This is a genomic window from Thiohalorhabdus sp. (assembly GCF_036628635.1).
In the GTDB taxonomy this organism is placed as follows: Bacteria; Pseudomonadota; Gammaproteobacteria; order Thiohalorhabdales; family Thiohalorhabdaceae; genus Thiohalorhabdus.
In genome coordinates this window covers 71,228-98,026 of the sequence record NZ_JAZKRM010000006.1, presented here as the reverse complement: position 1 = coordinate 98,026, position 26,799 = coordinate 71,228, and the positions used below count along the sequence as shown (strand labels likewise).

The window sequence follows — 26,799 nt, the reverse complement described above, 5'->3', positions numbered from 1 at the left end:
TGGCCGATCGCCTTCAAACCAAGAAGCCGATTCCCGGAGTTCCGCGAAGAACCTTTTTTATGCCCGCTCTGCGGGGTCGGCCTGTACCGCCCTCGAATCCCTGGACACCAGTTCGCGCTATTGGCTCAGGCCGCTGCCGCTGGCTCAGCTAGCGCTGTCTCCCTGGCTTGCTCCGGGGTCCGGTAGTCATGACGCTGGAGGATCCAGTACCGGTTATAGCGCTGGGCGAAATCCAGCAGGGCCTGGCGCAGCTCCTCCACCGTGTCGAAGGTATGCACCCACAGCAGCTGCTCCTTCAGCGTCCGGATGAACCGCTCGGCGACGCCGTTGCCCTCGGGGGCATAGGCGAAGCTGGGGCTGGGGTTGATCCCCAGGAAGGCCAATTCCTGCTGGAACCGGTCGCTGATGTACTGCGGGCCGTTGTCATGGCGCAGGGTCAGCCCGCTCGCAATCCCCTTGTCCACGGCGCCGAAGTGGGCGCGGATCCCCTGGTAGATGGGCTCCAGGGCCTCGAAGCGGGTGCCGGGTCGGGCGGCGTGGATCCCCACACAATCCGGGGCGTAGTGATGGGCGCCTTCGGCGCCCCCGCGTGGTCTTTTGAAGCGGCGTAACTGAGCCGCGGTCCACGGGCCACGAAGATAGTGGCTTGGCCCTCCAGCCGGGTCCAGGCGCTGGTGGCGTCGGTGCCCCACATGACATTGGGCGCCGCCGGAATGATGGTCCCGTCGTGCACCCGCGGCCCTGCTCTCTACCGGCCCTGTGCGGCGCTTGAAGGCCGTATTCACGCATCAGGCGGCGGACTCGCTCCTTGCCCACGGCGTAGCCCCGCGCCCGCAAGCGGGCCCAGACCTTGCGGTAGCCCTCGCCGCGCAGCTCCTGCGCCTCCATCTCGGCCAGGATGGACCGGGTCACCGCCACCAGCTCGGCATCCGGAACCCCCGGCGGACGCCCGCGGCGCGGGCGTCCCTCCGAGGACGGAGCCTCGCCGTGGCGGGCATAGGACGTCGACCGGGCCACGCCCCACACTCGGCAGACCCGGGCCCGGCGATACGGACGCTGCGCGGAAATCGACCAGGCCCGACTCATCGCTTCGATTTCCGCGGCGGAAAAGGGACCTCGCCCTCCACCCGGGCCAGCCGGTGCTCCAGCAGCTCCTTGTCCATGAGCAGCTCGCCGACCTTGGACTGGAGCTGCTCCTTCTCCTTCTGCAGGGCCTCTACCTGCGGGTCCTTGGTGCGCCGCTTGAGCCCCTCCAGGCCGGTCTGGAGGAAGGTATCGCGCCATTCCGAGCGCATGGCCGCCGTGTGCCCCGTCTCCCGGGCCAGCTCGTCCAGGGACTCACCCTGCAAAAGCCGGAGCACCACTTCCTGCTTGCGCTTGGCCGTCCACCGCTTCACTTCCGTCATCTCTACCTCCTTGGATCGCACCTCTTCTTACCAAAGGGGTGTCCAAGGGATAAAGGGGGCTCACCAGGCCAGGCGCTGACCGGACACCTCAGACAGCAGCCGCAGCACTCGCCGGTTGGGCTGGAAATGGGCACCCCAGTTGAGCTCGGCTCCGTGGCGCTGATTAAGAAACCAAGCGATGGCCGAAGACCGCGATATCCCCGCGTGGCAGTGCGCCACTACCCGGTAGCCGGCGTCATCCTGCGCCAGGGAATCGGTCCAGAGGACCAGGCGCCGGGCCTGTTCGGCATCCATGGGCACCACCTCTTGCGGCAGGGTCCGGGGGAGGCCCCAGGCCACGGCATCGTCGTCCACATCGTGGAAGCTCAGGCGAAGCACCCCGGCGAAGCCTTCGGCCAAGGGCGCCACCACCTCCGGATCCGTAACCGACAGAACCGCCGTCGCCGGGTCTGCCGGCAAGCGCGCAGCCCCTTCCAGATCCAGCACACTCACCCGCTCAATGGCCACAATTGCCCTCCCCGATCCCGCCGGGGCAACGGCTGTTGAGGGGGCCGGTTCGCGGCATTGCCCGAGGGTGGTACATAATAAGGGTTTTTCCCTCGAAACGGAGAGAACGGCCATGACCCAACAGCGGGAGCCACTGCATATCGTCCCAGACCCCCTGGTCGGCGAGGAAAAATACCGTGTTTCCGGGGCACCTCTGCGGGGGCGGGAATGGTGGTTCGCCATCGATGCCGAAGGCAACAGCTCCATCCTCCTGCCCGAACCCGGAGCCCACGATGGCGAGGAGGACCATTTGGTGGTGGACCTTTCCCCCAATGAGGAGGCGACCCGCAACCGCATCCAGGAGGCCGACCTGCTGACCTTGGCTTACTGGTTCCGCGCCGCCGCAGTGGAATACCTCACCGGCCACGACATGGAAGAGATCCCGGAAGCGGAATGGAAAGCCATTACCGAAGGGACGCCCAACCCCGGCGGCCCCGTTCAGTGATTCGGGCCACCCCAACGGCGTCCGCGGCGAGCTGATCAGCCCGCAAGAGGGCCCTCGGCTGGGGGATAGGCCCGCACTTGGGGCGGGTCCACTCCGGGCACCGGTTGGGCCGCCAACAGGCAAAGCCGAGTCAGCCTCGGGTGTGGCGCTCTCCGCATCGGGCTCAAACCAGCGCCTCCGGGTCACGGCCCCTTATAGAGCCGAAAGGCGAGCCCCCTGTCGATCAGTAACGAAGCGGCCCCGAGACTTTCCCGCCATCGCCAGCAACCCCCCATTTGCCCTTTACGGATCGCCGCGCCTTCGTTGGCGCCTCCAGCGCTCTAACCGGCTGAACCCGGGGCTAGGACGCGGTGGGGAAGACAAGCCCTGGCGCCCTGCATGCGGCGGCGACGGGTGTCCAGCCATTAGTACCCTTGGGCGAAACGGGCGAGAAGCTGGGGGTCGTTCTCTTCCAAGTGCTGGCCGGCCGCCCTCACCAGGTCCTCGGCATGATGAGCGGCGTCCTCATGGACATGGTCAATGGTGCGCCCCTGTACCAGGCCCAAAACGGGAACCTGGGCCTGAACCCTGGCCTCGGAACCGCTGACGTCATCCCTGAACCCCATGTCCAGCCCGACCAGGACGTAATCCCCGGCAGCGTCGACAAGCTCGCTCTCATCGGCCAGATCCAGGCTCTCGAATTGGTACGCCATGCCGTTGTACTCCTGATGGTCGGAGGGGGCCGGGGCTACTGGTTGAAATCCACCTCCCGCACCTCGGCCCGGAATTGGTGATAGTTCTTGAGGGCGGTCGCCTGGATCCCCAGGCCCTGGGGCACCACAATCACGAAACGGGAGTCGTTGTAGCGGGCGTAGTGACTGAAGGCTTTCCACTGCAGCCGGGTCTCCTCCAGCTCCAGGGTATCCTCCGTCTCCACCTCGTAGATGTAATGGTGGTGGTTGGTGGCGCTTACGTCCGGCACATGGCCTTCGACGGGCTCGGGCGGATCGAAGCCTTCCAGCCCGCCGGCCCGCACCTCCCGGAATCCCTCATGGCGCAGGCCCTTGGCAATTCGTTCCACCATATGGTCGTGGCGCTCCTGGGAAGGGATCAAGCGTTGGGTCATAAAGCCTTCCCTAGCTTGCCGGTTGTGGCGATCCTTTATTGGCATTCAAGCACCGTCGGAGACGGCCGTCCACCTTCGCATTCCAGTCAGCGCGGCATGGTCACCTCCTTGTCGCAGAACATGCGCGCCGGCCGTTTAACCGAACCGTGGCCCCGGTAATCGGTCATTTCCAGGTGGAGCTTGCCAAAGGACAGGGCCAGCTTCATGCGCACCGGCACCCGCCTGTCGTCATCGGTCAAAAACAGCGCCCATTCGCCGCCTTCCTCGCGCTCGCCGTCTTCCATGGTGTAGGGTCGCACTTCCAGGACCTCGTGGCCCTTGAGCTCCCTGCGCCCTTTCACCGGCACCACCAGCGTCTCGATATCGGTGCCGTCGAGCAAAGGCAGACGGTAGGTCTCACCCACTTCCAGCGGCAGCCGGCGAACCGCGTAAATGATGGAGAGGGTATCCCGAATGCCTTCCGGGACCGTTTGGACCTTTTCCTTTTTACGCTTGCCTTCCTTGCGCTTTAGGATGCGGACCCGGTCCGGGGCGAGAAAATCGACGATGGTCTCCTTGCGCTCGCCCTGTTCGATCTGGGTCAGTCGGTGGTAGGACGGGCGCAGGCCGTAAGGGCCCCGCTCGACCTCGGTGTAAAGCTGGTCCCGCACCGAGTGAAAGACATCCACCAAGCCGGTGGAACAGATCTGGGCCCGCAAGGTGTAGCCGTCCCCGACCGCCCGCGCCCGAAACATTCCCTTGCCGGCGGGTACCACCCCCCAGCTAACCGAATATCGGGCCTCCTCGAAGTTGGGAATCTCCCCGGAAGGGGCGTTGCCGCTTGCCAGGGCAGAGGCAACGGCAAGGGTAAGAGCAGCGACGACCAGCCAGCGGGTAGGGCGCATGCGGTTTCCTGCGTGGTAGGCGACCATACCGAATCATTGAGATCGGCGGCTCGGGCAACGGTCCCGGGGTAGCTTTGAGGGCGCGAACTTTTTAAGGTAATGGGACCCCGCTGTCCCTGTATCTGTCATTCCACTCGAAGGGAGGATGTCCCATGGCGCAGACCCAGCACGGCGGTCCCTATTGCGGAAGGATCGGGCCCCTGATCGGCTTCATCGTAGTGGCGGCCCTGACCCAATACATCGGAGCCGGGCTAATCGGCCTCAATACCGGCGCAACGCTGGTCACCGCCCTGATCCTGGGCGCCATCGTGGTGCATATCATATGCACCCTCAAGCTCGACCGTATGCGCCGGACCATGGGCTCCTGACCCCGTTTGCCGCAGCCAAAGGCACCGAATCGGGCCCGGGTCGAGCACCCGGGCCTGTTTCGGGCGCGGTCCCCATGCAACAGAAGCCCTCTGCCGCCCGATCACGGCATCGGCAGACAGCCATCGGGAGCGGCACCTTCCATAAGGCAGGTGTATTCGTAGCGCGTAATGGAATTGCGGTTCTCCAGGATGCGCTCCACCTCGGCCCGGAGGTACGGGCTTTGCACCGCCTTGGCCCACAATTGCTCGTACTCGGCCTTTCGAATGGGCTGGAAGGCGGCCGGGATCATATCGTATTCCACGGCCGCTTCCAGCAAGGGCCCGACACAGGCCAAACCAGCCCATAGGGCGAGGAGCGCTCCGAGACCGTCCCCCGAGGCGGCCACCAGGGCGAATCCCCCGATGCCGGTAACCACCGCGGCACCCAGGATGACCACCTGGAAAAGGGCAAACCGGCGGCAGCGGCGGCGCTGCTCGCTGGCATCGGTCAAGGGCTTCTTGTCTCCGGCCATCAGCTCACCCCCATTAACTGGTTCATCCTCTCCCCGAAGGAAACGCTTAACGGCCAGTGTTTCAACCCGAAAGCACTTAGGGGCTCCTGTCATGAGCCCAGCGCTTCGGCCATAAGCCGGGACGGGCAGGGGCCTTGGCGTGACCAAGGGGCGCCTGACCCCTCTTCGAGTGGTCGGCCGTGGTCCCCGGGAGCTCCTTACCCCTACCCGTCCCGGGCTCTCAGTAGGTGGCTGAGGCGGTCCAGTAATCAGGTAAGGGGTTGGACACAGCCGGGCCTTACCGAGGTCCGCTCCTGCCTTGCGGGCCGCATTCCTCCCGCCTGCTAGAGCCGCCAGCTCGCCAGGTCGTGGTCCTGCTCCAGCCGCAGGCGGCGCCGCGCCCAGCCGACCGCCTCGGACAGGGATTCGCCCCGATTGATCATCTGGATCACTTCGGCAGCGACGGACAACCCCTCACGGGTGTGGCCGTCCACCTCCTCGCCCAGGCGCAACAGCTCACCGGGAACCGCCTCCAAACGCCTTTCGTAGCTCTCGCTCATCAATGCCTCCTGAACCCCTTGCGGAATCAATGCCAGCCAGTGCTCGGCGAAGGCTCAATTGAGCCACCATATGCCCCCATTGAGGCTCGCGGCGAAGGCTACCCATGCCAGGTAGGGAATCAAAGCCGCGCCCGCCCAGCGGTCCAATCCCCAGAAGCGGCGGACAGTGCCGACAATCGCGGCGAGCAGCAGCATGATCGCCACCAAGGCCCAGCCGGGCGCCCGCAGCCCGAAGAATACCACCGACCAAAGCGGATTCAGCACCAGCTGAACCCCGAACCAGTTCAGCGCTGCCAAGCGGCCGCGGGCGGGGGGTCCCCGCCAGATCCGCCAGGCCGCCACCGCCATGAGCAGGAACAGGGCCGTCCATACCGGGCCGAAGACCTCCTCGGGCGGCGTGAACCACGGCTTGGCGAGCTCCGGATACCAGGTCCCCACCGAGGTAGCGGTAACCGCGCCACCCAGCCCCGAAACCGCCAGGCAGACCGCCACAAAGCCCAACAGGCCGAGCAGGTCCCGCTTCCAAGAGCGCAGCGGCTGGCGTTGCTCCATGGAACCTCCGGAGTTCGAAAAGTCACCTAATTCCCGTTACCGTACTAGGTCAGGCGATGGCTAACGAGCCGACAGGGAGGAAGGAAACCGTGGCCGATCCGATACACAAGGCCGATCGGGAAGCCATTAGCATGGGCCTGCTTTCCGGCCTTATCACCGGATTGGGATCCGAATGGGATCGGGAAAGCGGCAGCTGGATGGTGATCGCCATTCGGGAATGGGGGGAATCGCGCTGGATGCTTTGTGACGAGATCCGCGAAGGCGAAGACACCGTCCTGCGCGCCGCCCGCTTTGACGGCGTCGCGGAGGCCCTCGAGGAGGCCGCCCGTCTGGTGCCGCCGGGGGCCTAGATTTGCCCTCTAGAGCAGCTACCTGTGAGATTTACCCAAACTACCAAAAAGGGGGAAGTTATGACGGGTGCCTCGTTCCTGTTTCTGGGTTTCGCTCTGGTTGCGGCGGTTGCCCACCTGATTCGTAACCGGGTCGGCCCCTGGTAACGCTCAGGCTTTATCCCCGACAAACTTCGGGCGTTGAGCCGCCCGTGGTTATTGCTTGCGGGCCCAATCCGATAAAAATTAGCCCTGCTTCCCTCGTCACCATTCGGGAAAAGGAGGCCATCATGGGCTACCTCGCTATGGCGTCGCCCTGGTAATCGGCCTGGCCGGCCTGATCCGCCTCCTAATGGTCGTCGGTCCCGCCGCCAGCGGCGGGACCGAACCACCCGCGGCAACCGGGCCGCGGGACTCCCGGTCCGGGGGCGATCCCTCCGCCCCGCCCGCTCCACGCTATTCCAGGGCTTCTTCCTCTTCCTGTTGAGTCCGCCACAACCGGGCGTACTCGCCGCCGGCGGCGACCAGCTCCCGATGGGTGCCGGATTCGATGATCTCGCCGTCCGCCATGACCAGGATGCGGTCGGCATCGACGATGGTGGAAAGGCGGTGGGCGATGGCCAGGGTGGTGTGGTCGGCAGCTGCCTCCCGCAACGCAGTCAGGATGCCCTGCTCGGCGTGCGTGTCGAGAGAGGACGTGGCCTCGTCGAAGACCATGATGGGGGCGTTCTTGAGCACCGCCCGGGCGATGGCCACACGCTGCTTCTCGCCGCCGGATAGCTTCAGACCGCGCTCCCCCACCAGGGTGTCGAAGCCATCCGGAAGGCTGGCGATGAACTCCTCCAGGTGGGCCACCCGTGCCGCCTCGGCGACCTCCTCGGGCGTCGCCCCCGCGCGGGCGTAGGCGATGTTGTAGTAGAGGGTATCGTTGAACAGGACGGTGTCCTGGGGAACGATGGCGATCTGTCGGCGCAGGCTGTCCTGGGTAACCTCCCGGATGGCCTGGCCGTCGACCCGGATGGTCCCGCCGCTAACATCGAAGAAGCGGAACAAAAGGCGCACCAGGGTCGACTTGCCCGCCCCGCTGGGCCCCACCACCGCCACCTTGGCTCCCGGCGGCACGGCGAAGCTGACATCCCGCAGGATGGGACGCTCCGGCTGGTAGGCGAAGTCCACGTTGTCGAAGCGCACCTCGCCCCGGTCCACCCGAAGCAGCTCGGCATCCGGGGCATCCGTAACCTCCGGGGCTTCCCGCAGCAGCCCCACCAGCCGGTCCATGTCGGCCAGGGCGTAGCGGGTCTGGCGATAGACCGTGCCCAGGAAGTTCAGGGGCATGAACAGCTGCAGCAGCAAGGCGTTCACCGCCACCAGGTCGCCCAGCGACAGCCAGCCCCCGCGCACCCCGTCAGCGGCCAGCACCAGCACCACGGTCACCCCTACCGCCACGATGGCACCTTGGCCCAGGTTGAGCAGCGACAGCGAGGTCTGCGAGCGCACCGCCATCTGCTCCCAGTCGGCCAGGGTGTCATCGGTGCGGTGGAGCTCGTGGCCCTCGTTGCCGAAGTACTTGACCGTCTCGTAGTTGACCAGGCTCTCCACCGCCTGGTTGTTGGCCTCGGATTCCAGGCGGTTGGCGGCCAGGCGCTCGCTCATCCGCCAGTTGGACAGGGCCACTGTGAAGCCGATATAGACGGCCACCGCCAACGCCACCGCAGCGGCGAAGACCCAGCTGTAGCTGCCCAGCAGGATCCCCAGCACCAGCAGGAACTCTACCGCTACCGGCAGGATGGAGAAGACCATGTAGTTGAGCAGGGTGGACAGGCTGGAAGCGCCCCGTTGCAGATCGCTGCTGATGGCGCCGGTCTTGCGCTCCAGGTGGAAGCGCAGCGACAGCTCGTGCAGGTGGGCCAGGGTGCGCACCGTGAGCCGACGCATGGCGCGGTAGCGAACGCGGGCGAAGAGGATGTCCCGGACCTGAGTGAACCCGGTACCGGCAAGGCGCAGGGCGCCGTAGGCGGCCAACAGGAACACCGGAATGCCCATGGCGGCGGTACCGTCGTCCAGGGCGTCCACCACCTCCTTGAGCACCAGGGGTACGGCAACGTTGGCCCCCTTGGCCGTAATCAGCGCCAAAAGGGCCAAAGCCACCCGCCCGCGGTAATCCCACAGGTAGTGGCGTAGGGCCCACAGGTTGCTAAGATCGCGCCGATTGCCCTGGGGCTCGTCGGAACGCTGGGAAGGCGGCGACATGAATGGCCTCGTTCGGAGCTGGCGGCAGAGGCGCAACCCTACCATGTAGCGCGGCATCCGGGCGCCCCAGCGGCACCCCCCAAAAACGCTAGAGGCCCCGCCTTTACCCGGCGGGGCCTTTCAGGGGGTAAGCGGGGGGATCACCGCTGGCCCGGAGCCCGGGCTATGGCATCCTCCAGATCGGGTCGGCGGCATCGCACGTACTTCAGGGTCACGTCCAGAATACCGCGCTGACTGGCCAGATCCACGACACTCGGGATCGGCTCGACGGTCAGGGTCCGGAAACCGCCGAAGTGCTCCTCCCACAGCGCGCTGCTCTAGGATTACCCTGTTCGGTCAGGCCGTTGCAAGCTTGCCGGAGCGGGGAAGGAACCGCCAGCACCCCGCTTTCCCGGAGCAGGCTGCAACCCCGGGCCAGGGGATTGGGGCCCACCTTGCGGACCGGGCTCCCCGGCAGGAACGGCGCGAGCGCCCACCCTCAACGAAGGGTTGGGCCCGGGCGCGGCAAGCCGGCGCCGGCCCAGAGCCCTCACCCCCCGTGCTGGACGCGGTCGGCGAGCTCGTGGATCCGGTCCTTGATGGCGTCCCGGTCGACCCCCTGGGGCACCGACCGGTCCGCCTGCTCCAGGGCTTCGGTAAACACATCCTCCATCATCCGGTGCTTGTCCGCCGCGGCCATGATCAGCTGGGTGGCCAGGCTGGCGAGCACGGCATCGTGGGCCGCCAGCTGCTGGCGCAGCTCGGCGATCTCGCTGTCCTTGTCGCTAGTTCCACTCATCCAAGGCTCCTGTGTCTCGACCATGTCGTTGCCCCTCCTACCTCCCAACCGATATCCGAGTAGGCCTATAGGGCACCGTAGGCGCCGTGGCGAGGCCCATTCAACGTTGCAACAAGTAGGGTTATACACCCTTTATCCAGTGCATGGGGTTTCTGGCCTCCGCGGCTGGGAGGGGATCAAAGTTGGCGTTCCTTGACCTTTGTGGGGACCGGCGCGGAAATGTCCAAACCCTTCGAGCGCGGCGCCAAGCCGGCTCACGGAGCCATTGGCGCCTTGCCACCGGACGCCCGAGAAACCCAAGCGTTGCCACAGGGCTCTGAGCCCTCCGGAACGCTGCGAGGCGGTGTCGCTTTTCTTAACAACACCCTTAACCCGTCTACCCGCAAGGCAAGAGCGGTTCCGGTATTACGGCCTCTTCCCCTTCGGGGGTGAGGGGATAAGCGGCCGTCGTACCCGGAGAGCGGGGCAATGAAGAGCAACCCGACCAGCTGATAAGTTATACTTGGTTTATCCCTTATAGCGTTCGCGGCAACCGGATACGCCACCCTGATCCTCGACCCGGGTAAGGGGAGCGAAGCCACCACCCATAACACTGCCCTGTCGGGCAGCGGCATCGCCGTTCGTTTCTAATCCGAGAGCCTGCTCGACCTGCGGCACAAGGCAAAGCCGTCCGAACAACCCACCGATGCGCCTATTACGCAGGTAGAGACCTTCCAGGGCCTACTCAGCGCCTTCTTCGTTGCTAGAGCTGGCGGAGCGGCTCCCGGCCATACGCTCGGCCCGGTAGTAAGGGTTCGGATCTCCTGCGCCGATGGTTCAACTCTTGAAGGGTCATTCGGTAGGGCCGGGAGCCGCCCTAATTCGCCCAGCTCGACCATCTGCTCGGGAAATTCATTGAAATACTGGGTTGGTCTATTGGCGTAGGGAATCACCTCTCCGGACCCCAGACTCGGGTGGCCAAGAACGCGGGTCAAATTAACTCCCCGGTGTCGGTATTTTTTACGTTACCTAGGGGACCTTTCTCGACCGGACCCCTTAACCCCCTGAAAAAGGGAAGGTTTATCAAAATGGCATCAGGCTTGCATAATCTGGCAAACGGGTTCAAAACCGACGCTGTTTTCAACCCATAGATTCCGGCCTCGGGGGGGCGGCCCGGTCAAGCACCGAGGAGACAATGATGAAGGGCTATTCCGCAATTGGAGCCATTGCATTGGGGCTGGCGTTTGCCCCGGCGGTGGAAGCCGTACCTTTTTACGGCGAACACGCCGACTACGAGGGCACGCGGTCAACGGATTCGAATGGCCTTGAGTTCATTGAGGGTGATCGAAATAACCCCCAATTACCCAATTGGGACTTAATCCTGGAGTGGTCCATCACGGATAACAATGACGGCACCCTGGATTACGAATACACCTTTTCCCCAGACTCTGGGCAAACCGATTCCATCTCCCATGATTCCATCTCCCATCTCACGTTGGATTTGTCCGACAATTGTGTGGATTCCGATGGCTTGTCGGACCCCGGTTGCGTCACCAACGCCCAGCTAGACGGCGACTCATTATCATCTGACGCTTTGGAATTTGGCGACATTGACGGAATCTCCAGCGCGGTCAAATTCGATGCTGGAGACGACTTGGCGGTGACCTATTCGTTTACCTCCAACCGGGCACCGGTTTGGGGCGATACCTTCATCAAGGAAGGGACCTGGGACGCCCAGAATGTCGGATTCGGTGACACCAACTTAGAAAGCGAAACCGCTTACGTGGCTCGCCCCAATGGGACGGCTCAAGTGCCCGCTCCGGGGACGCTCGCTTTGATGGCTTTCGGCCTATTGGGTCTTAGCTGGTTCAGCCGCAGAACCCGAAAGGGTAGGGCGTCTTCCTCCTCTGCTGCCTAGCAGGGGAGTGTGCTTCGAATTCACTGTAGCATGGGGCCCCTAAAGGCGGTTTGGGTGGTGCCCAGCGTGGTATTCACCTAGCGGCCTTCTGGATGTCGGGCCCCGTGGGGCCCGGGTACGGGAGTACCCGGCCCGTGGGCTTGGACAGGGGGGTTGAGCCGCTGAGCACGAGTGTCCCTTGGCCAGAGTTGCGCAGGGCAACGGCCCCAACGCCTAAGCGGGGGGCCTGCGAGGCTGCGCAGTTGGAACACCGGCTTGGCCTTCACGGCGCTCTACCCTCACTTTGAGCGCAACCTTGTTCGGCAATCCTCTGGACTGAATGCCGGTCCCGTCGGTGCTCATGCAGGCTTCGTCCGTCCCGACGATGCCATTCAGGTCCTGCCCCTAGGCCCCCCGGACCTGGGGTAAGGGTCAACCCCTATTGCCCCATCCCGCCAGATGGGCCGATCCTTCCCGTTAGGGGGGTGATCCACCAAGTCGCGAGCGAAAGGGATTGGTTCCCGGGGGAGGGCCCTCTCTGGCTGACCCCTCCACAGCCCCGGAACACCCGAAACCGGTTGGCGCTTGGTGGGGGAGACCACCAGGAACCGCCCTTGACGGGGCCCGTGGCATTCGAAAGCAGTCCAGTGGAGGAGCCTCAATGACATTGAGCGACTGCGAGCGGGGCTACCCCCGGCTACCTCCTGGTTGCCAAACCCCCGGGAACCCGCCTCCCCGGGCTAATACCCCCGAAAAACAAGGCGAGACCTATTACGGGCTGGTCAGCGCGGTATTCGAGGCCTCCGCCGAGGGCTTGATGGTTTGGGACCCGGAAGGGCGGATCGAGTTGGTTAACGAAGCCTTCATCCGGATCAGCGGTTATGGCCGGGACGAAGTGACGGGTCGGGATATCCGCATCCTCGACGCGGGCTGCCTCAGACCGGGCTACTTTCAGGAAGTGATCGGGATGGTCCAGCAAGGAGACCACTGGCGCGGCGATATCGTGGCGCAGCGCAAAAGTGGCGACACGTTCATTGCTCGCATGGCCCTGTCCGGCATTTTCGACGACCAAGGCCGATTGAGCCACTTCGTGGCGAATATCAGCGACATTACGGAGGAGAAAAAGCAGCAGGAGGTTACTCAGCACTGGGCGGATCACGACTCGGTAACCGGGCTTCCCAACCGGCGGCTGTTCTTTGACCGGCTTACCCAAGCCCTGGTCGACCGCTCCTCCAAGCCGGAGTCAGGCAATCAACTGGCCCTGTTCTTTGTTGACCTGGACGACTTCAAAAAGATCAACGATTACTTCGGCCACCAAACAGGGGACGAGGTCCTCGAGGTGATCGCGGAAAGGCTACGCAATAGCTTGCGCGAGGGAGATACCGTGGCCCGTTTCGGCGGTGACGAGTTCACCATCCTTCTCAAGCATTTGCCCAATATGCACACGGCCCAAGAGATCGCCGAAAAACTGCTGGACGTGATCCAAAAGCCGCTGGTGCTGGGGGAAAGCTTTTCCGGAATCGGTGTCGGCGCGAGCATTGGCATGGCCATGGCCCCTGACCATGGGGAAGATGCCGAGACCCTGCTGGTCCGGGCCGATTGGGCCATGTACCGCTCCAAGCGCTCCGGTAAGAGCGGTTGCAGTTTCTGGGAGCCAACCACCGCTTCATCGGCTTAGGTTCCGGCCAGCCCAGCGTTCAGAGCCGCCAAAAGGCTCGCCCCCGAACCCAGCCCGGCAAGCCCTGGAGTTACAAGCGGTTCCTCACGGGTCAGCCTTGCGGGTACTGCATACGTTCAGCTACCCCCTGTTCCTTGACCTTAAACCAGCTCCCGCCACCCTTGCCGGCTCGCTTGAAAAAGTGCCAGCCGGGCCTCTAGCCGCCCCCGGGGCTCTCCCGTGGTGTAGCCCCCATCTCCTTGCCAGGGCCTGGTCGCCACCCCTTCTACTCCCCGATCGTGATCGCGTCTGCCTAGGGCATGGCCTAGATGGGCCTGCCCAATCGGGCAGATTCCAGACAAAGGCCGGCACCAGGTGGGAGGTCCCCTCGTATTGGCGGCTGATCGAGAACGGCTCCCCCGAGCTCGCTTTCACCTGGACGCCGTGCCCGCCGGCCAGAGGGGTTCTCACCCCACCGGACTGACTGCCCATCCGGGCGATCCCAAACCCCGAAAGGCCACCGACCTCCCCGTCCCCACGTTCCTGCAGCTCAGTCAAAACCCGACCAAAGGCCGCCCCAGCCGCAGGGCCCGCCCCGCTACCCGTTCGGGGCGGGCCAGGAATGCCCGCGGACGCCGGCCCGGGGCCCGGAAAAATGGTGCTCGCTGGCAGGCGTTCAGTAGCCTTCGGGAGCACTCGGGGGAATGGCTAACTTGCCGCGCAGGCCTAAGGAGGGCTGACGAGGCCGCTTGCATTTGCTAGATTAGTTAAATCTAATATTAGGATCCGAAGGAGGTTCGCGATGCCGACCTACGACTATCGATGCCCGGCCAATGGCGAGGTCGTGGAGGTGCAGCACCCCATGAGCGAAAAGCTCACCACCTGGGGTGAGGTGTGCGAGTACAGCGGTCGGGAGTGCGGAGCTACGGCCGCCGACCAACCGGTGGAGCGGCTTATCTCCGGGGGATCGGTGGTCTCGAGCGATTCCCTGTCGAACCCCGAGCCTTCGCCCTGCGCCGGCGGAATGTGCGGCCTGTAACGGGTGGTGATGCCTTGCCAGGGTGGCCCGATGTTGGGGCGGCGCGCCTTGGGCTCACAAGAGACCGGATCTTGACAAGCCCATCGGGGGGTCTGCGAAGCCGCGACCCCTTACCAAGGTTCAGGATGCGGGGCACCCCTTTCCGGCTCCCCCGAAAGGGCGCCCCGACGGCAAGGAGGAAACTTCGGCCACCTCCACATGCCCGGGGACCTGCGCAAACGGCCAACCAAAGGCCATGACGGCGGGCAGCGGGGCTCATCCGAGCCGGTCCGTGCCGGTCCGTTGCGGATCTCTCCCCACCCCAAGCATAGCGGCGGGCGGCCCGGCCGGCGCACTGGAAATCTCCGATCTCGGAGCCTGCAGGGGCGCCCTCCCCCGCTGCGCCTCTCCCCCGACCCAGGGATTCGCAGCGCCGCCGGATGCCGGGCGGACCCCAGGCGGATCCCCACCTTGCGTCGCGGAGGCCCCAAAAGGCCTTTCGGTGCGTGTGGGGGGTTTCGGGGCCCGGCAATGGGGCACGGAGCCAGTTCTAGCCCGCCACCCGTCAGCACCAGCTCGCCTGGCCCGATCTCGGGTTCTGCAGAAGCTCCCGCACATTGGCCTCCAGGATGCGATAGCCCACATTGCCAAACAGGCGCTGTCGGCCACCGGCCATTAGCAGGGTGGGACTGCCGGGAATCTGGTAGCGGTCCCGCTCGACCAGATCCGCGTGCAGCATGGCGTGCGCCGCGCCGTTGGCGTAAATCGCGCGCAAGTCATCCAGGGGCAACCCCAGCTCCACGGCCACTTCGTCCTGGACTTCCGTCCGGGCGATGTCCTCGGCACCGGTGAAAAAGCGGTGCCTCAGCCGCCAGGCGGCCTCTTCGGGCAAGCTGCGGCCCCCCAGTTCGGGCTGTGGCCCGGAGGCGATCTCTCCCCTTTCGGACAGCAGCTGGACAGCCTTCAGAAAAAGGTGGCCCGGGGTGCTCGAGGCCGGGGCGGTATCCCGCCAAACACCCCCGTGAACGTCCACGTGCTCCCAGCCTGCGGCGATCTCCTGAACATGGTCGGCATAGCCCGCAAAACCGCCCCGGTCCTGCCAGCCTTCGCCGATGCGGACGGCGGTATCTCCAAAAAGCGGGATGAACCGGTAAGTGACGGACACTTCATCGGGGAATTGCTGACGCAGTTCGTCCATGCGCACCTGACCGACGTAGGCCCAGATGCAGAGGATATCGCTGAAATGCTCGATGGTAACCCTGCTTTCGGGCATGGCTTGGGTCCTAGCTTCGGGGATTTGAATGCTTTGTCCGCGGTTTCCATCCCGGCAACGCGATGGCGGGGCCAACCGGCGCCCTGGGAGGAACACCGTGTACCACCACCAAAATGTGGCGCCTCGACAGGGTAAATCGAATTTTCCGTTGCGCCCGCGGCCGTGGCGAGCAGACAGATCATGGTGATCAAGGTCCACTGGTCACCATGCCTGCGGCCCCGCTCACCATGCCTGCGGCCCCGCGACCGGGCTGCCTGGAAGATGCTTTCGGACCCTTCCAGGCGGGCATGGGGCCAGGTTGAGCGCCACCGGCGGATAAGGCCTTCGAACTGGCCTTCGATGGCCGCCAGTGCCCTGGGAATGGGCCCGGGAGATCCCTTTCACCGAGCGACGGCCTAAGGGAGAAGCTGGGATGGGCCCGATTCCCTACCGGGCTTCATGGGGCAACTCATCTGTGGCGTCGAGGAGGCACTTTTTCAAGTAAGCCGAGCCTACCAGCTCCGCCCCTACCCAAGTGTCCAAATGGGCTCTCAACGGCCTTCTCGGGCCGTGCTCGGCTGGCCTTTGACGGTAATTCTCCCCCCGTATAACAAGCCACCACAATGGGGCAAAGCGCCGAGTGATCGATCGGGGCCTTCCCCTTGCTGGCAACAACCGGAGGTGCCCATGAGCCAGCGAAATGGCCAGGGGAAGAAGGGCAATGGCCGTTGCTCCAGCCAGCACAAGACCTAGGCGGATCTACCGCCGTTCCAGGGGCGAGGATCCGAACAGCGCCCTCTGGCTGCACAACACCATGCCTCGCAGAGGCCTGGGGCCCTCACCCCTTTGAAGGCTTTAAGCAACCCCCTCGGTGTTACCCTGGGAGATTGAATTCGCTGCCCATCCCGGGGAACGCGCAGGTCCAAACCCAAGGGATAGGCAAAAAGAACACAGCCCCCCTTCCGAGTTAATCAGCCACCGGGAGGCCACTCGGAACCGCCCGCGGAGCATTGCGCCGGGAACCGGCGGAATGCAGGTCGGTCAAGGCATGCAGGAAGACCGCGACCAAGTCCCAGCCCGGAAGGTAGGTCGTGGTAGCCTCCTTGCTCGACAAGGTTAGACTGCGAAGGGCGGCATCCTCCCACAGGGGTTACCAGGCGGGCACGGATAACAGGGCTAACGGCCCGGCCAGTGCTGGCGGTCTCGGGGTGGGCCGCCGACGTTTTGAAGAACTACTGCCACAGCGGGCAGACGCATCAGCCCTGGGAGGATCGGGCCGAGGAGAGCCACGGTCCGTACGCCATTCACCGCCTCAATGCCCTAGGAACTGGGATTTACACCCAGGTGGAGGGGGCGGGCTGACCGGGCCTCGGACGCCTACCATCTTCGAGCGGCAGCGGGAGAAGGTAATGCGGCGGCTGAAGGAACCAGGCGGAACAGGGCCAAAGGGAGCCTGACCATGATGGATGTGCTACTCACCGCACTAGTGATTACCTTGATCGGCCTTTTAATCCGCATGAGACGGGACCGTAAGAAGGAACGGGTCAAGCCACCTCGCCAAGGTTTGTAGTCCATCTATACCGCCCTCGAATCCCTGGACACCAACTCGCACTATTGCCCCAGGGCGGAACCGCTGAGTTTACCGCCGCCCCCGCACCTGCTTCGGGACATTAGGCAGTCCCACGGGGCCTGCCAAGTAGAGGTCGGTATCACGCACGGTCCGCTATACTGAAGTGGGAAGGGGGCTGGCAGGTTAACCCACACGAAATCGTGAAGCGCCATAATTTATCGGTTGGGAAACCTTGTTCCCGGCATAGATACGGGAATCGAAAACTGGATGCGGCTTACTGAAGTATTCTCAATGCCTTTTTCACCACCCCCTCCCAATTCCAACCCAACCACAGAAATTCCGGCTTTCCCTCCACCAGAAGCCTTCTCCGAAGCAGTAACTGCAATATCGAAGGATACCCGTTCAGGTTCGTTGAAGGGGGAGTATTGTTCTGGCCGAGGGTTAATATAAACCGCAGGCTCCCTGCCATCTTCATTAATCTGCTGTATTGCGTCCTGCACACCTCGGGCAATTTCCGAAAGGGAATTGGCCACAAATTCCTGAAGTTCCATTACCGACCTCCTTGAGTAAGGGGTGCACCGACTGTGCGCCACCTGTTTTCATGCGAGCATCCCCTACCATTTAGATGGTGGCCCGGGGCGGAACTCGAAACAACATGGGGGCTTAGCCCCGAGCAGATTATAAGCCCTTTGGCTCCCTTCCCTTTGCGTGACCTTGCTACCAAGAACCCACTGAAAAGCCCCCCCTTTCACCAATAGCATTACCCAAAAAAAGGCCTTACACCGATACGGTGTGAGGCCTTGATTTACATAGTGGGCCGTGCAGGAGCCGAACCTGCAACCCACTGATTAAAGGACGCCTTCACCAATCTAGTGAAGAAGGTCTGGGATGCCATCAAAGGCATGTTCGCCATGGGTGGGCTGAACCCCTTCAGAGGGGGGGCCAGTTCACAATTCCAGTACCGCCCTCCTTCAGGGACAAGCTAATTAATCCTGGGGAAACCTCAAAAAAACCCCGCGAGGTAGGCGGGGTTTTCCATAAACGAACTCATGGCAAGGCATAGAAAAGGTTAAATCAACCTTCAGATGCCAAAGGCATCAAGAAGGTATTTTTTAGAGAACCTTTAGACCTTTTACCCCAAATGCTGGTAAGCACTTCGAAGGGTACTAATAGGCAAAATTAGAGTATAGCTTTCTTCGCCAAGAGGAACAAACCCCAGTTCATTTTGGTATTTACTCTTCAGCTCATCGTCCTTTGCATCAACTATCACGAAGGCAGTTCCTGCCTTGTCGGCAACTTCTAACATCTGAAGAAAAGCGTAGCGGAGAAGTCCCTTCCCAACTTTGTACCCCTGCCAATTTTGATCCACGGCCCACCTCGCCAACCTTTGGGCAGATAGAGGATACCTTGTAGGCAAGTCCCCTTGGAGGGTTTCAGGAATTTGGGAAGTCAGAATTTGGGCTAATGTTATTGTGATATAGCCAATAACCCGATTGTCGGGCAAAGCCGCCACATAAGTTTTACTGACGGAAAGGTCCTGATCTGTAAGAGCTTTTCTCTTTATAAATTTATTGAGTTCCCTAGTGCCACAGGCAAAACCTTCCACTTCATCATGGTGGCCAAGAGCTTGAATGGAATAACCATTACCCAATTTGCACAAATGAAATTAATCGGTTCCCGCTAACAACCTAACCAAACCATTAGTAGGTTCGGGGGGAGAATCGTGGACTTCCTTAAGAACCTGGCTTTGGGACTCACTTAAATAAACGTGTTCGGACACCGCAAGAGCCTTTTTGGGCCTAGCAAAGGCAATCAAGTCAGCTTCTTGATAATAAGCGACCTTCGCAGGCCTCTCTTCAAAAACAAAATTCTCATAACCCTGAGCAGGAGTGCTCACACCGTTTACATGAGGGGTTTCATCTTTTAAATGAGGCCCGACTCTAGCTTGGAGAGGAGCATGAACGCTTTCGTTGAATTCCTTCGCTTCCATGTTAGCCCTTCCCCTCTTCCTTATCGGATGCCAAATCAGCTTTGATCTTCTCGGCATGCTTTGAAAAATAGTCAGCAATATTAAAGAAAGTTTCCAAAGACATCGTGGTTTGGCATACTAAATCTCGTTTCTCAACTTCCTCACTTGAATCAAACCGCCTAGTAAACCAATTTAGTTTGATTACCCCGCTAGCGACCATGCTCCCGTGCATACCATCTACGAAGACTTCTAGATTCTGGTCTGTGCTTTGGTAAAGCTCCAGGGTCTTACCACCTTCCTCCCTGGTAAGAAGCAAGCGTTCACCCATTTTTGGCTCCGGGAGCGGTTGGTTAATAACCCTCATTGAGGGGCGCAGTAGCGCCTCTGTCAATACTGGGAAGACTTAGATTTCTAAACGGGTCTAGGGTTCTAGCCGACCGCTATTAAGAGAAAGGACTGTTACCCATGCGGTTACCCAGACCCAAGAGGAAGGCCTAGGTAGCAAACCTAGACCCTTGAATTATCTGGTGGGCCGTCCAGGAGTCGAACCTGGGACTCGCTGATTAAAAGTCAGCTGCTCTACCACCTGAGCTAACGGCCCGTTTGGTTTCGGAAAGCGAAGTAGTCTGCCAAGGGGTCGCCCAACCGTCAATTTTCCCTCACCCCTCCGGGTGCTTTCGTCGAAGCTAACTCCGGAAGGTGATGCCGGTAAAGGCGGGCCTTGGGAATGGGGGACCCGGCCGGATTCGAACCTCCAGCCAGCGCAGTAGAAATCCGCAGCGCTTTCAGTTGGGCCACGGGCCCGGCTAGAAGCCTGCCCTTTCCCATGCCCGAAATGGCGAATGCAACGCCCTCCATTCAGCCCGGCCCAGTCACGCCGATCAAGAAAGATCCTGGGCGGCGCTTAAGCGGCGATCCTGGGCCTCTCCGACGGGCGGATAGGGAACCAGGTCCTGACTTCTTAGTCGGTCAGGCTCGCCTTCTCCAGCTCGCCGGTCTCCTCGGCGCGGGTACGGAGGTAGACGTAGACGTGTCGGGCGGTGCGGATGGCCTGTCTGTGGGCGTTCTGGGGGAGGGCGTCGCGGCGGTCCATATCCACGCAGTTGTGGTAGTAGACCAGCTCGCGGCAGTTGTCGCGGATGGTGTTGAGGCTGGGGTTCTTCTTTACCGAGACCTTCCACAGGGCCAGGATATCGTCGTCGGCACCCTCCCAGTCGCGCCCGAGGATCTGCAGGTAGGCCGTGATCAGGTCCTTGACCACTTCGATGGCGACTTCGGTGGTCTCAGCGACGTCGGGCTCCTCGGCCTGGTTCAGACGCCGCTCCCAGTCGCGCAGGGTATCGTCGCTGCGCTCGAAACGCTCGGCAACGGTGGCTTCGTGGCTCATGGGGGTATCCGGTTTGGTGGTCAGTTGGGGTTTGGTTTCCGTCCATTTGGACCGGGTAATCCGGTCGGGATTCCAGGCACAGGGCCCGGCCTCGCTATTCATGCAGGGCCCGAGGGGACGCCGGCTCAGAAGCGGGCCCGCACCAGGTCCAAGCGAACCCCCACGGTGGCCTCATCGCCTCGGCCCGAGACAAAGGGCCGCGGCTTGGGCACGGCATAGTGGGTGGTGCCGGCGGAATCGAGGTTGACCAAGCCGTAGCGGTTACTGGCCGAGTAGGAGTAGATGCCGTAAGCCAGCCCGGCAAGGATACCCACGCCTACCCCGGTTACGATGTAATCGCCGTTATCCAGGGGGTCCTCGGTAAGCAGCATGAAGCCCGCCCCCCCGAGGCCCCCGATGGCTCCGCCGTACAAAGTCGAGTACCAGACGTCCTGTGCCACATAACTAGCTGACCGGGCGGTGCCGGGAACCGCCAGGAGAAGGGCGGCAGCCAGGGCCAGGGAAACGGCGATGCTACGCATGGGAATGCCTTTCCTGCTCGGGTAAGCGGCTGAAACTCGGCGGCTATTGTAAGGGATCCGACAGCCCGGGGCCACACGCAAGGCAGGGCTTTAGCTTGCCGGTGAAGTGGGCTTTCTGGCAGTGTATAAACGGGAACGACGCCGGCCCTCTTGCGCCGGCGCGACTCCCCCTATGCATTCGCGATCCGTCTCCGATAGGGATATCAAAACGGTCATGGACCTGACATCCGTCGAAAAAGCCTACGAGCGCCTGGCCAATACTTACGATACCTTCTTCGGCGCCATCTTCCACCCCGGTCGCAAGGCGGTGGTTGCCAACCTGGACCTCAACCCGGGGGACCAGCTCCTGGAGATGGGAGTGGGCACGGGCCTGTCCTTGCCACTTTACCCACGCGACGTCCAGATCCACGGCATCGACGTCTCCGAGCCCATGCTGGAGAAGGCGCGCGAGAAGAAGGTCAGCCACCATCTGGACAATGTCAAAGAGCTCCAGGTGATGGACGCGGAGACCACTTCCTACCCGGATGACTCCTTCGATGTCACGGTGGCGGCCTACGTGGTTACGGTGGTTCCCAACCCGGCCAAGGCCATCGACGAGATGCGCCGGGTGACCAAGCCCGACGGCTGGCTGGTGATCGTCAACCACTTCCACTCCGAGAACCCGGTCCTCGGCGCCTTGGAGAAGGCCCTGGCACCCCTTTCCAAGACCGTTGGCTTTCGCCCCCACATGCGCGAGCGTGACCTGATCGCCGAGACCGACCTGGATGTGGTCGAGCGACGCCGGGTGAATCTGTTCGGTTACTGGACCATGCTCAAGTGCCGAAACAATAAGGAAGCCCTGGCGTCCAAGAATTAACGTCCCCTCCGCGAATCCCAGCGCACTTCGGGGACAAGACACCAGCAATCCCGATTTACCCGCAAACGGAGCTTTACAAGTGGCAGGCCAGACCGCCGAAAGCGAAAACCGGTTGGGCGGGACCTATCACGGTCGCGAGGTCACCCTGACGGATAAGACGGGCACCTGCCCCCAGGCCGAGTTGCAGGAGATCCTCGACGCCCTGATCGCCGAGGGCAAGTTCGGTATCGCGGGCATGTCCAACAGCGGCAGTAATACCATCCAGCTCGGCACGCCCGACGGTGCCCACGTTCAGATCGGCGACGAGCTCTACCGGCTGGTCATTACCGGCTACGAGGCCTATATCGACAAGTTCTAGCGCCCCGGGCGACAACCCTGGGCCATGCCCCCATGCCGTCACCCTGTGACGAACGGATCGGGTCTTGCAGCGAACAGTCCGGAAGTGGCTGCCCACCGAGGCCCGTCTGCGCGACTGGCTCGGCGGTGGCCGCGTCACAAACTGGCTGTGTGCCCGCAAGGGCGTTTGGAGCCTCCACCGCCGAGCCCTTGCCGGGGGCGTCGCCGTGGGCCTGTTCATCGGCCTGACGCCAACTGTGGGCCTCCAGACCCCACTGATCCTGGCGGCGGCGCTGCTGTTGCAGGTGAACTTTCCCGCGGCCTTCCTGGCCCTGTGGATCTCCAACCCCATCACCACGCCCATGCTCTACCTGGGCTTCAACCGCCTGGGGGAATGGGTTTTCGCCGATCGCCTGCCCTGGGGCTGGCTCGCTGGACTGGCCCCCCACGCCCAGACCTTTGTCCAGCAGTCGGCGTTCTTGTGGCTGGGCAGCCTGCTGCTGGCGCTGCCGGTGGGGGCGGCATCGTACCTGGGCTTCATCTGGCTTTGGCGGTACACTACGGTGCGCCGCTGGCGCCGCCGCACCGCCAGACGCCGGTCCCCCTACCCCGGCACTCCGGCCTGAGGCATCCTGCCGGTGCGTGACCCCCCGCCCTTCCGGCGGGGTTTTTTTCGCGGGCGGCAACGGACCGGCCTCAGTCGGCAGGTGCGGCGAGGTCGATGGCGTCGGTGCCCAGCAGGCGGGCCATGCGCTGGCCGATCTCGGGATGGCAGGTGAACAGAAGCACCTGGCGGTCGCCGGCCATGTCCCGCAGGCCCGCCACCCCCGCCTCCTGACGGGCCGGATCCCAGTTCACGAAGACCTCGTCCAACAGCAGGGGCAGGCGCTCGTGGCCGGCGTCCAGATGGTCGGCCACGGCCAGGCGTAGGGCCAGGAACACCTGGTCCCGGGTGCCGCGGGAGAGCTGCGCGGAGTTGTCGCTAACTTCACGCAGCGTCGCCGCGTGGTCGCGCACGCGCAGGACGTCCTCATCGAGGTCGAGCTGGGAATAGCGCCCGCCCGTGACCCGGTCCAGGTAGCCACTGGCCCGGCGCAGGACGTCGGGCTGATGCGCTTCGCGGAAGCGCCGGTCGGCCTCCCGGATGAGGCACTCGGCCATACGCAGGCGGTCGTGCGCGCGCTCGGCGGCGGCCATGGCGGCCTCGGTCTCCTCGATCCGCCCCTGGATCAGGCCTACGTCCTGGACGCCACGGCCCTGCTCCAGAGCCTCGTCCAGGCGACCCTGCTTATTCCCCAGATCCTCGCTCTCGTTGTCCAGGGCCTCCAGCTCCTCCTTGGCACGGTCCAGGGCCGCCCCCTCCAGCAGGTCGTCGCCGGCCTCGGCCACGGCGGCGCGCGGGTCGCTTAGCTCCGGGTAGCGCTCGCGCAGGCTGCGCCAGTCCGCCTGCCACTGGTGCAGATTGGCGGCGGCCCGGTCGGCCCGCTCCAGCTGCTCGGCCCAGGACAGCTCCCCAGGCACCGCCGTCCGGATGCGGCCGGCCAGGTCGCCGCGGCGCGCGGCCAGGTCCCCCAGGCGCTCCGTCAGGTCCCGGCAGCGCTGGGTCAGCCGTTCCAGCTCGTCGGCAGCCTCCTCGGCCTCCCGGACGCGGTTGCGGGCGGCCTGAAGGCGCTGCTCCAGGGCCTCCGCCGCTCCGGCGAGGTCTTCGCCGGCCTCCATGGCGTGGCGGGCCAGAACCGAGCGCACCGCCGCCGCCCGGTCCCGGGCACCGCGGGCCTGCTCCTCCCGCTCCCCGCGGGCATCGCGGTAGCGCTGCCACGCGCTGCGCAGGGCCTCGATACGGCCGGCTACATCAGCACCGGGGGCGGCCAATGCCCCCTCGGGAAGCGGCAGCCCGTCCAGGAGCTCGGCCACCGCCGAACGGGCGGCTTCGCGGTGGGATCGCGCCTCGGCCAGCTCCTGCTCCAGGGGGGTGCGGCGGGTCTCGTAGCGGCGCCGGTCACGGACCGCCAAGTGGCCCACGTAAAGGTTATAGACCCCGGTACCCGCGGCCACCAGCAGGGCCAGCACCGACAGCGGCCACAGGGGCTGCCACCAGAAGGCGCTCACGGCGGCCAGGGCCAACCCCACCGCCAGCGGCAGGACCAGGTAAATCCCGGAGAAGGTGGGCCAGTCGGCCGGCGGGGTCAGGCTCTCCAGGCGACGCTCGGCGTCGCGTTCGGCCTCCCGGGCGACCTCCGCGGCGGCGGCGCGGTCCCGCAGCTCGGCGGGAGCCAGGGCCTCCAGAATGGGACCGTAGCCGTCGTCCCAGTCGTCGGCGAGCACCGTATCGGCTCGCTCGCGCAGCTCGGCCCGGGCACGGTCCTCGGCCGCGGCGGCGCGCTCGCGGGCGGCCGCGGCCTCCTCCGCTTTGGCCGCGGCGGCGCGGATGCCGGCGGCCTCGTCATCGGCCACCAGCCGGCGGTCGGCCTCGCTGACCCGGCCCCTTCGATCCCGTTGGCGGCCCACTTCCTCGGCCAGCTCCGGGGCCTGCTTCGCCAGGGCCTCGCCCTGCTCCGTCAGCTCCCGCCAGTCGCGGCCGGGATCGTCCCCCAGGCGGCGCACCGCCTCGATGTCGCCGATGGCCTCGGCCAGACGGTCCAGCCGCGCCAAGTCGGCGCGCAGGGTGCCCACCTGCTCGCTACGGCGGATGCGGTCGCGCAGCTCGGCGCGGCGCTCGGCCAGCTCCGCCAGGCGCTCCGCCAGGCGGGCCCGCTCGGCCTCCTGCTCGCGCAGGGCCTCCTGGCGCTGCTGGGCCTCGCGCAGCTGCTCGCGCTGTTCCTTGAGGGTCTTCTTCAGCTCGGCGTGGCGGGGCTTGCCCTTGCGGTCGGGGCGCCACAAGCCCTTGGCCTCGGCGTCGAGCTCGTCGGCGCCCGTTCGCGCCGGGCGCTGCCAGGGGTTGCCCAGCTCGCCCAGCAGGCGCTGCTCCACCTCGACGAAGGCATCCCCCTCCAGGGCGGCCATGTCCTCGAGGGTCAGGGCGTAGACGGCGTTGTACAGGTCCCGTTCGACGTGGGCCGCCGCCGGCAGAGGGTGGTTGCCCAGGTCATCCTTGCTGTCGCCGGTCTGCCACTCGCCCACCGGGCTCGACAGCAGGCGTCGGGTCGCGGTGGCGGCGGTGCCCTCGTCGAGGGCCACCGCCGCCGTCAGCTCGGCGCGGCGACCGCCAGCACGGGGGACATAGGGGAAGTCCCGCTCGTTGGCGGGGCGAAAGCCGTACAGCAGGGTGGTGACCGCGGTGAACAGGGTGGTCTTGCCGGCCTCGTTGGGGCCGACGATCACACCGGGTCCGGCGGGCAGCTCCAGGCTGCGGTCGAGGAAGGCGCCGAAGGCGGCCAGGTCCAGGCGGGCGATGCGCATCAGCCGCCCCCGCCGGTCACCAGCCGCGCCACCAGCTCCGGCTCCAGCTCGGCCAGCAGCTCGCGCAGGTAGGCGCGGCGCGCGGCGGCGTCGGAGGGGGCGGCGGGGCTCAGGGCCACGGGCACCAGCCGGTCGAGCAGGTCGTCGTCGGTCATCGCACGTTCCCGCATATCCAGGGCGGTGGCCAGGGGCGAGGGGGTCTCGCGCAGCTCGGACACATCCACCGGCCAGTGCAGTTGGCCGGGGCGGACCTCCACGTCCAGGGCCCCCAGGCGGGCGGCTAGCTGGTCCTCCAGCTCGGCCCGATTGTCCGCGCGCTCCAGCTCGTCGGCGAGGGGGCTGGCCCCGGCCAGCTCCAGGCGCACCAGGCGCTGCTCCGCCGAGGTCGCCGGCACACGCCCGGCCAGCTCCGCCACCAGGGCGTCCAGGTGGTCCCCGGTGGGATCGCGCACGGTGGCCGACTGCCACTCCAGCGGCGCCAGGGACACGAACTCGGTCCGGGCCAAGCCCATGGGCGGGATCTCCACCCAGTTGCCCCCCTTGGGACCGGGCTCGCGGGGGTGGCGGCCCTGGAGGTTGCCGGGATAGTGCACCGGCAGGTCGGGGAACACCTGCTGGCGCTTGTGGATGTGGCCCAGGGCCCAGTAGTGGTACCCGGGCTGGTCGAAGTCGGTGCGCGTGGACGGCGCGTAGGGGGTATGGGCCTCACCCGCCTCGGCGCCGGCCACCTGGGTGTGGAGCAGGCCCACCGTGGGCAGGCTGCCGTCCATGGCGGGGAACTTGGCGGCCAGGTTGTCGTACTGCTCCTTCTTGGTGAAGCCGGCGCTCACTACCTGACCCACCGCCTCCCCGTGGCCGCCCCGGATGGTGAGGATGGTGGGCTCGGCGCTGTAAACCAGGTCCACGTTGGCGGGCCAGTCCAGGGCGCGCACCCGGTGGGAGGCGCCGCCGGGGTCGTGGTTGCCGGTGCAGTACACCACCCGGATGCCGGCGTCCTCCAGGCGGCGGCAGCCGTCGAGCAGGAAGGCCTCGGTGGCAAAGGTGAGCACCTCGCTGTCGAACAGGTCGCCGGCGAGCAGCAACGCATGGGCGCCGCGCTCAATGGCGGTGGCCACCCCGGCGTCGAAGGCGTCGCGGGTGGCCCGCCGCAGGGCCTCTTGCACGGCCTCGGAACGGCCCCGGAAGGCGGTGTCCAGGTGGAGGTCGGCGAGGTGGAGGAAGCGGAAGGGCTCGGCCATGCGCCG

27 protein-coding genes, 1 tRNA gene and 1 pseudogene are annotated in these 26,799 nt (G+C 64.6%); 9 read left to right on the top strand and 20 right to left on the bottom strand.

Annotated features, from left to right (window positions below; genetic code table 11):
- Window positions 1-125: 125 nt before the first annotated feature.
- Window positions 126-1,406: pseudogene (locus V5A19_RS03815) on the bottom strand (IS3 family transposase).
- 60 nt (window positions 1,407-1,466) lie between these two features.
- Entirely contained in the window at window positions 1,467-1,913 is a 447-nt protein-coding gene (locus V5A19_RS03810) for a hypothetical protein (RefSeq protein WP_332317988.1), read from the bottom strand.
- Between the two features lie 112 nt (window positions 1,914-2,025).
- On the opposite strand from V5A19_RS03810, the gene V5A19_RS03805 reads away from it, so the two are divergent.
- The gene (locus V5A19_RS03805) at window positions 2,026-2,397 is read left to right on the top strand and encodes a hypothetical protein (RefSeq protein WP_332317987.1); all 372 of its coding nucleotides are present in this window, start codon (window positions 2,026-2,028) and stop codon (window positions 2,395-2,397) included.
- A 404-nt stretch (window positions 2,398-2,801) separates the two neighbouring features.
- Here the strand turns inward: V5A19_RS03805 and V5A19_RS03800 are convergent, their stop codons facing one another.
- The 3 genes from V5A19_RS03800 to V5A19_RS03790 form a co-directional block, all read right to left on the bottom strand.
- Window positions 2,802-3,089 carry a hypothetical protein gene (locus V5A19_RS03800; RefSeq protein WP_332317986.1) on the bottom strand — a complete coding sequence of 96 codons (288 nt, stop codon included), beginning with the start codon at window positions 3,087-3,089 and terminating at the stop codon, window positions 2,802-2,804.
- A gap of 35 nt (window positions 3,090-3,124) precedes the next feature.
- Window positions 3,125-3,502: a hypothetical protein gene (locus V5A19_RS03795; protein WP_332317985.1), complete on the bottom strand. Its 378-nt coding sequence runs from the start codon at window positions 3,500-3,502 to the stop codon at window positions 3,125-3,127.
- A gap of 86 nt (window positions 3,503-3,588) precedes the next feature.
- Window positions 3,589-4,386, bottom strand: a complete 798-nt coding sequence (locus tag V5A19_RS03790; RefSeq protein ID WP_332317984.1) for a DUF3108 domain-containing protein — start codon at window positions 4,384-4,386, stop codon at window positions 3,589-3,591.
- Window positions 4,387-4,538: 152 nt separating this feature from the next.
- Between V5A19_RS03790 and V5A19_RS03785 the strand changes: the two genes are divergently transcribed.
- On the top strand, window positions 4,539-4,754 hold the full coding sequence (locus tag V5A19_RS03785) for a hypothetical protein (protein WP_332317983.1): 216 nt from the start codon (window positions 4,539-4,541) through the stop codon (window positions 4,752-4,754).
- 101 nt (window positions 4,755-4,855) lie between these two features.
- Here the strand turns inward: V5A19_RS03785 and V5A19_RS03780 are convergent, their stop codons facing one another.
- The 3 genes from V5A19_RS03780 to V5A19_RS03770 form a co-directional block, all read right to left on the bottom strand.
- A complete protein-coding gene (locus V5A19_RS03780) occupies window positions 4,856-5,266 on the bottom strand; it encodes a hypothetical protein (RefSeq protein ID WP_332317982.1) in 411 nt (136 codons plus the stop codon).
- A gap of 323 nt (window positions 5,267-5,589) precedes the next feature.
- Window positions 5,590-5,805 (bottom strand): hypothetical protein, encoded by a 216-nt coding sequence (locus tag V5A19_RS03775; RefSeq protein WP_332317981.1) that lies wholly within the window; start codon window positions 5,803-5,805, stop codon window positions 5,590-5,592.
- Between the two features lie 54 nt (window positions 5,806-5,859).
- The gene (locus V5A19_RS03770; RefSeq protein WP_332317980.1) at window positions 5,860-6,357 is read right to left on the bottom strand and encodes a TspO/MBR family protein; all 498 of its coding nucleotides are present in this window, start codon (window positions 6,355-6,357) and stop codon (window positions 5,860-5,862) included.
- An 89-nt stretch (window positions 6,358-6,446) separates the two neighbouring features.
- Between V5A19_RS03770 and V5A19_RS03765 the strand changes: the two genes are divergently transcribed.
- Window positions 6,447-6,707, top strand: coding sequence for a hypothetical protein (locus tag V5A19_RS03765; RefSeq protein WP_332317979.1), 261 nt, complete (start codon window positions 6,447-6,449; stop codon window positions 6,705-6,707).
- A 435-nt stretch (window positions 6,708-7,142) separates the two neighbouring features.
- Here the strand turns inward: V5A19_RS03765 and V5A19_RS03760 are convergent, their stop codons facing one another.
- Together V5A19_RS03760 and V5A19_RS03755 are read right to left on the bottom strand one after the other, a co-directional pair.
- Window positions 7,143-8,936: an ABCB family ABC transporter ATP-binding protein/permease gene (locus tag V5A19_RS03760; RefSeq protein ID WP_332327708.1), complete on the bottom strand. Its 1,794-nt coding sequence runs from the start codon at window positions 8,934-8,936 to the stop codon at window positions 7,143-7,145.
- A 529-nt stretch (window positions 8,937-9,465) separates the two neighbouring features.
- Window positions 9,466-9,714, bottom strand: a complete 249-nt coding sequence (locus tag V5A19_RS03755; RefSeq protein WP_332317977.1) for a hypothetical protein — start codon at window positions 9,712-9,714, stop codon at window positions 9,466-9,468.
- A gap of 1,177 nt (window positions 9,715-10,891) precedes the next feature.
- Between V5A19_RS03755 and V5A19_RS03750 the strand changes: the two genes are divergently transcribed.
- The 3 genes from V5A19_RS03750 to V5A19_RS03740 all read left to right on the top strand — a co-directional run bounded on the left by V5A19_RS03750 (window position 10,892) and on the right by V5A19_RS03740 (window position 14,286).
- Window positions 10,892-11,611 (top strand): PEP-CTERM sorting domain-containing protein, encoded by a 720-nt coding sequence (locus tag V5A19_RS03750; protein ID WP_332317976.1) that lies wholly within the window; start codon window positions 10,892-10,894, stop codon window positions 11,609-11,611.
- A 640-nt stretch (window positions 11,612-12,251) separates the two neighbouring features.
- Window positions 12,252-13,268 carry a sensor domain-containing diguanylate cyclase gene (locus tag V5A19_RS03745; protein ID WP_332317975.1) on the top strand — a complete coding sequence of 339 codons (1,017 nt, stop codon included), beginning with the start codon at window positions 12,252-12,254 and terminating at the stop codon, window positions 13,266-13,268.
- A 781-nt stretch (window positions 13,269-14,049) separates the two neighbouring features.
- Complete coding sequence (locus tag V5A19_RS03740; RefSeq protein ID WP_332317974.1) at window positions 14,050-14,286, top strand: zinc ribbon domain-containing protein; 237 nt, start codon at window positions 14,050-14,052, stop codon at window positions 14,284-14,286.
- 544 nt (window positions 14,287-14,830) lie between these two features.
- On the opposite strand, the gene V5A19_RS03735 is transcribed toward V5A19_RS03740, so the two are convergent.
- The 8 genes from V5A19_RS03735 to V5A19_RS03700 form a co-directional block, all read right to left on the bottom strand.
- The gene (locus V5A19_RS03735) at window positions 14,831-15,538 is read right to left on the bottom strand and encodes a DsbA family oxidoreductase (protein WP_332327707.1); all 708 of its coding nucleotides are present in this window, start codon (window positions 15,536-15,538) and stop codon (window positions 14,831-14,833) included.
- A gap of 1,764 nt (window positions 15,539-17,302) precedes the next feature.
- Window positions 17,303-17,638 (bottom strand): trypco2 family protein, encoded by a 336-nt coding sequence (locus tag V5A19_RS03730; RefSeq protein WP_332317972.1) that lies wholly within the window; start codon window positions 17,636-17,638, stop codon window positions 17,303-17,305.
- A gap of 581 nt (window positions 17,639-18,219) precedes the next feature.
- Window positions 18,220-18,738, bottom strand: a complete 519-nt coding sequence (locus V5A19_RS03725) for a hypothetical protein (protein ID WP_332317971.1) — start codon at window positions 18,736-18,738, stop codon at window positions 18,220-18,222.
- A 15-nt stretch (window positions 18,739-18,753) separates the two neighbouring features.
- Complete coding sequence (locus V5A19_RS03720; RefSeq protein WP_332317970.1) at window positions 18,754-19,077, bottom strand: hypothetical protein; 324 nt, start codon at window positions 19,075-19,077, stop codon at window positions 18,754-18,756.
- A gap of 1 nt (window position 19,078) precedes the next feature.
- Window positions 19,079-19,384: a hypothetical protein gene (locus V5A19_RS03715; RefSeq protein WP_332317969.1), complete on the bottom strand. Its 306-nt coding sequence runs from the start codon at window positions 19,382-19,384 to the stop codon at window positions 19,079-19,081.
- Window positions 19,385-19,581: 197 nt separating this feature from the next.
- Window positions 19,582-19,657 (bottom strand) — tRNA-Lys (locus V5A19_RS03710).
- Between the two features lie 360 nt (window positions 19,658-20,017).
- On the bottom strand, window positions 20,018-20,443 hold the full coding sequence (locus V5A19_RS03705) for a hypothetical protein (protein ID WP_332317968.1): 426 nt from the start codon (window positions 20,441-20,443) through the stop codon (window positions 20,018-20,020).
- 125 nt (window positions 20,444-20,568) lie between these two features.
- Window positions 20,569-20,964: a hypothetical protein gene (locus V5A19_RS03700; RefSeq protein ID WP_332317967.1), complete on the bottom strand. Its 396-nt coding sequence runs from the start codon at window positions 20,962-20,964 to the stop codon at window positions 20,569-20,571.
- A gap of 214 nt (window positions 20,965-21,178) precedes the next feature.
- On the opposite strand from V5A19_RS03700, the gene V5A19_RS03695 reads away from it, so the two are divergent.
- The 3 genes from V5A19_RS03695 to V5A19_RS03685 all read left to right on the top strand — a co-directional run bounded on the left by V5A19_RS03695 (window position 21,179) and on the right by V5A19_RS03685 (window position 22,782).
- The gene (locus tag V5A19_RS03695; RefSeq protein ID WP_332317966.1) at window positions 21,179-21,820 is read left to right on the top strand and encodes a class I SAM-dependent methyltransferase; all 642 of its coding nucleotides are present in this window, start codon (window positions 21,179-21,181) and stop codon (window positions 21,818-21,820) included.
- Between the two features lie 79 nt (window positions 21,821-21,899).
- Window positions 21,900-22,178 carry a hypothetical protein gene (locus V5A19_RS03690; protein ID WP_332317965.1) on the top strand — a complete coding sequence of 93 codons (279 nt, stop codon included), beginning with the start codon at window positions 21,900-21,902 and terminating at the stop codon, window positions 22,176-22,178.
- 64 nt (window positions 22,179-22,242) lie between these two features.
- The gene (locus V5A19_RS03685; RefSeq protein ID WP_332317964.1) at window positions 22,243-22,782 is read left to right on the top strand and encodes a DUF2062 domain-containing protein; all 540 of its coding nucleotides are present in this window, start codon (window positions 22,243-22,245) and stop codon (window positions 22,780-22,782) included.
- Between the two features lie 70 nt (window positions 22,783-22,852).
- Here the strand turns inward: V5A19_RS03685 and V5A19_RS03680 are convergent, their stop codons facing one another.
- Together V5A19_RS03680 and V5A19_RS03675 are read right to left on the bottom strand one after the other, a co-directional pair.
- Window positions 22,853-25,555 (bottom strand): AAA family ATPase, encoded by a 2,703-nt coding sequence (locus tag V5A19_RS03680; protein ID WP_332317963.1) that lies wholly within the window; start codon window positions 25,553-25,555, stop codon window positions 22,853-22,855.
- Window positions 25,555-26,793, bottom strand: coding sequence for a metallophosphoesterase family protein (locus V5A19_RS03675; protein WP_332317962.1), 1,239 nt, complete (start codon window positions 26,791-26,793; stop codon window positions 25,555-25,557). Before V5A19_RS03675 ends, V5A19_RS03680 begins: the two co-directional genes overlap by 1 nt.
- Window positions 26,794-26,799 lie beyond the last annotated feature (6 nt).

Bases quoted from the DNA above. Each gene is read 5' to 3' on its own strand.
- V5A19_RS03735 (WP_332327707.1), bottom strand. From the start codon at position 15,538: ATGCCCGAAAGCAGGGTTACCATCGAGCATTTCAGCGATATCCTCTGC.
- V5A19_RS03700 (WP_332317967.1), bottom strand. From the start codon at position 20,964: ATGCGTAGCATCGCCGTTTCCCTGGCCCTGGCTGCCGCCCTTCTCCTG.
- V5A19_RS03770 (WP_332317980.1), bottom strand. From the start codon at position 6,357: ATGGAGCAACGCCAGCCGCTGCGCTCTTGGAAGCGGGACCTGCTCGGC.
- V5A19_RS03750 (WP_332317976.1), top strand. From the start codon at position 10,892: ATGAAGGGCTATTCCGCAATTGGAGCCATTGCATTGGGGCTGGCGTTT.
- V5A19_RS03680 (WP_332317963.1), bottom strand. From the start codon at position 25,555: ATGCGCATCGCCCGCCTGGACCTGGCCGCCTTCGGCGCCTTCCTCGAC.
- V5A19_RS03675 (WP_332317962.1), bottom strand. From the start codon at position 26,793: ATGGCCGAGCCCTTCCGCTTCCTCCACCTCGCCGACCTCCACCTGGAC.
- V5A19_RS03785 (WP_332317983.1), top strand. From the start codon at position 4,539: ATGGCGCAGACCCAGCACGGCGGTCCCTATTGCGGAAGGATCGGGCCC.
- V5A19_RS03705 (WP_332317968.1), bottom strand. From the start codon at position 20,443: ATGAGCCACGAAGCCACCGTTGCCGAGCGTTTCGAGCGCAGCGACGAT.
- V5A19_RS03775 (WP_332317981.1), bottom strand. From the start codon at position 5,805: ATGAGCGAGAGCTACGAAAGGCGTTTGGAGGCGGTTCCCGGTGAGCTG.
- V5A19_RS03715 (WP_332317969.1), bottom strand. From the start codon at position 19,384: ATGGGTGAACGCTTGCTTCTTACCAGGGAGGAAGGTGGTAAGACCCTG.
- V5A19_RS03720 (WP_332317970.1), bottom strand. From the start codon at position 19,077: ATGGAAGCGAAGGAATTCAACGAAAGCGTTCATGCTCCTCTCCAAGCT.
- V5A19_RS03760 (WP_332327708.1), bottom strand. From the start codon at position 8,936: ATGTCGCCGCCTTCCCAGCGTTCCGACGAGCCCCAGGGCAATCGGCGC.
- V5A19_RS03790 (WP_332317984.1), bottom strand. From the start codon at position 4,386: ATGCGCCCTACCCGCTGGCTGGTCGTCGCTGCTCTTACCCTTGCCGTT.
- V5A19_RS03755 (WP_332317977.1), bottom strand. From the start codon at position 9,714: ATGAGTGGAACTAGCGACAAGGACAGCGAGATCGCCGAGCTGCGCCAG.
- V5A19_RS03780 (WP_332317982.1), bottom strand. From the start codon at position 5,266: ATGGCCGGAGACAAGAAGCCCTTGACCGATGCCAGCGAGCAGCGCCGC.
- V5A19_RS03695 (WP_332317966.1), top strand. From the start codon at position 21,179: ATGGACCTGACATCCGTCGAAAAAGCCTACGAGCGCCTGGCCAATACT.
- V5A19_RS03795 (WP_332317985.1), bottom strand. From the start codon at position 3,502: ATGACCCAACGCTTGATCCCTTCCCAGGAGCGCCACGACCATATGGTG.
- V5A19_RS03800 (WP_332317986.1), bottom strand. From the start codon at position 3,089: ATGGCGTACCAATTCGAGAGCCTGGATCTGGCCGATGAGAGCGAGCTT.
- V5A19_RS03745 (WP_332317975.1), top strand. From the start codon at position 12,252: ATGACATTGAGCGACTGCGAGCGGGGCTACCCCCGGCTACCTCCTGGT.
- V5A19_RS03740 (WP_332317974.1), top strand. From the start codon at position 14,050: ATGCCGACCTACGACTATCGATGCCCGGCCAATGGCGAGGTCGTGGAG.
- V5A19_RS03805 (WP_332317987.1), top strand. From the start codon at position 2,026: ATGACCCAACAGCGGGAGCCACTGCATATCGTCCCAGACCCCCTGGTC.
- V5A19_RS03730 (WP_332317972.1), bottom strand. From the start codon at position 17,638: ATGGAACTTCAGGAATTTGTGGCCAATTCCCTTTCGGAAATTGCCCGA.